3 protein-coding genes are annotated in these 2,319 nt (G+C 68.3%); 2 read left to right on the top strand and 1 reads right to left on the bottom strand.

Annotated elements, in window-relative coordinates:
- Positions 1-122: 122 nt before the first annotated feature.
- Entirely contained in the window at positions 123-716 is a 594-nt protein-coding gene (locus tag VFL64_RS04055; protein WP_489539103.1) for a LemA family protein, read from the bottom strand.
- Positions 717-823: 107 nt separating this feature from the next.
- Here VFL64_RS04055 and VFL64_RS04050 point away from each other — a divergent pair, with 107 nt between their 5' ends.
- Positions 824-1,585, top strand: a complete 762-nt coding sequence (locus VFL64_RS04050; protein WP_489539102.1) for a sulfite exporter TauE/SafE family protein — start codon at positions 824-826, stop codon at positions 1,583-1,585.
- Positions 1,582-2,259: an ArsR/SmtB family transcription factor gene (locus VFL64_RS04045; RefSeq protein WP_489539101.1), complete on the top strand. Its 678-nt coding sequence runs from the start codon at positions 1,582-1,584 to the stop codon at positions 2,257-2,259. The genes VFL64_RS04050 and VFL64_RS04045 overlap by 4 nt, the downstream gene beginning before the upstream one ends.
- Positions 2,260-2,319 lie beyond the last annotated feature (60 nt).

The following is a 2,319-nucleotide window of genomic DNA, read 5'->3' as shown; positions in this document are numbered from 1 at the left end:
GCGACTTCGTTGAAGTATTTGGGCCGCTCAGGCTGAGGTATCGAAGCCCTGCTCAGGCCATGCCGGGCTTCGATACCTCAGCCTGAGCGGACTGTGGGGCGCCATCACCCCGGACTGCACCGCTACAGCTGCACGCGCAGCGTGGCCCGCTCGGCCTCGCTCGCCGTCGACTGCAGCATGGCCGCCTCGCGGAAGCCGAACAGGTTGGCCATCAGGCTGGTGGGGAACTGCTGCGCCGCGTTGTTGTAGTCGAGCGTGGCGTCGTTGAAGAGCTGGCGCGAGAAGGCGACCTTGTTCTCGGTGCTGGTGAGCTCTTCGGAGAGTTCTCGCAGCGACTGGTCGGCCTTCAATTCGGGGTAGGCCTCGACCACCGCCATCAGCTTGCCGAGCGCCGTGCCCAGCACCTGCTCGGCCATCGACAGGCTCGTCACGGCGCCGGCTGCCGCAGGCCGCGAGCGCGCCAGGTCGGCAGCGGCCTTGGCCTGGTTGCGCGCGGCCGTCACCGCCTCCAGGGTTTCGCGTTCGTGGGCGGCGTATTTGCGCGCCACTTCCACCAGGTTGGGGATCAGGTCGTAGCGGCGCTTGAGCTGCACGTCGATCTGCGCGAAGGCGTTGCCGATGGCGTTGCGCAGGCGCACCAGCCGGTTGTAGGCACCGACGCCCCAGAACACCAGCACGGCCACGGCCACCCAGGCCACGATTTGAGCGGTTCCCATGCACAAGCTCCCCAGAGTTGGACTCGCGCGCACTCTAGCCGACGACGTGACGATGCTTCGATCCGGCCCGAAGCATCACCGGCCCGAAGCTCGGCAGGATGTGACTTATGAACTCAATCGACGCCTCTCTTCTTCCCCTGCTGGCGCTGTGCGCCGCGGTGTTCGTGCTGGCCGGCTTCGTCAAGGGAGTCATCGGCATGGGCCTGCCCACGGTGGCCATGGGCCTGCTCAGCGTGGCCATGCCGCCAGCCCAGGCGGCGGCGCTGCTGGTCGTGCCCTCGCTCGTGACCAATGTGTGGCAGATCGCCGGGCCGGGCTGGCAGGCCTTGCTGCGTCGCCTGGCGCCCATGCTCATCGGGGTGTGCGTGGGCATCGCCGCAGGAGCGGGCTGGTTGACGGGGCAGGGTGGTGGGTCGGCGCGCATCACCGCGGCGCTGGGCATGGCCTTGGTCGCCTACGCGCTGCTGGGCCTCTTCAAGGTGAAGCTGCAGCTGAACCCGCGCCACGAGCGCTGGCTGTCGCCGGGGGTGGGCCTCGCGACCGGGCTGGTGACGGCGGCCAGCGGGGTGTTCGTGATCCCGGCCGTGCCGTACCTCCATGCGCTGGGCTTGCAGAAGGAGGAGCTGGTGCGCTCGCTCGGCATCTCCTTCCTGGTCTCGACCATTGCGTTGGCGATGAGCTTGCGCAGCAGCGGCGCACTGGAACTCGGCAACGCGACCGGTTCGCTGCTGGCCCTGCTGCCCGCGCTGGCCGGCATGGCGCTCGGGCAGTGGGTGCGCCTGCGCGTGGAGGCCGAATTGTTCAAGAAGGTGTTCTTCGCCGGACTGCTCGCCTTGGGCGGCTACCTTGTTCTACGCTCCGTGCTGTGACGTCTCCTGAACCCCGCTTCGCCAAGGTCGCCTCGATGATCGGCGACCCCACCCGCGCCCGCATGCTGGCGGCATTGATGGGCGGCGGCTTCATCGCGGCCGGCGAGCTGGCCCAGGCCGCGGGCGTGACGCCGCAGACCGCCAGCACGCACATCGCCAAGCTGGTCGAGAGCGAACTGGTGGTGGCGCGCAGCCAGGGCCGGCACCGCTACTTCCGCCTGGCCGATGCCGACATCGCGCATGCGCTCGAAGCGCTCTCGCTGGTGGCCGAGCGCAGTGCCGCTGCCGACAAGTGGGAGCAAGGCCCCTACAAGCCGCTCAAGGCGGCGCGCACCTGCTACGGCCACCTGGCCGGCGAGCTGGGCGTGCAGTTGTTCGAGGGCCTGCTGGCGCGCGGCACGCTGGTGCCTTGCGAGGGCCACTTTGCGCTCACTGAACCAGGACGCGAACAGTTGAACGAGCTGGGCCTGGAACTGCCGACCGTCGCGACAGGACGACGCTTTGCCTACCCCTGCCTGGATTGGTCGGAGCGGCGTGACCATCTCGCCGGCGGCCTTGCGGTGGCTTTGCTTGAGCACGCCATCGCGAAGTCATGGCTTCGCAAGGTGAAGGATTCACGTGCGTTGAAACTGACCTCAGCGGGTGAGCGGGCGATGGCTGTTTGGCTGGGCTGAGCGGGGCTTCGATACCTCAGCCCAAGCGGTTGAGGTGTGTTCGACGGTCCTCGTCGTCCA

The organism is Rhizobacter sp. (assembly GCF_035702065.1).
Lineage (GTDB): Bacteria > Pseudomonadota > Gammaproteobacteria > Burkholderiales > Burkholderiaceae_C > Rhizobacter.
This window is presented reverse-complemented; position numbering and strand designations above follow the sequence as displayed.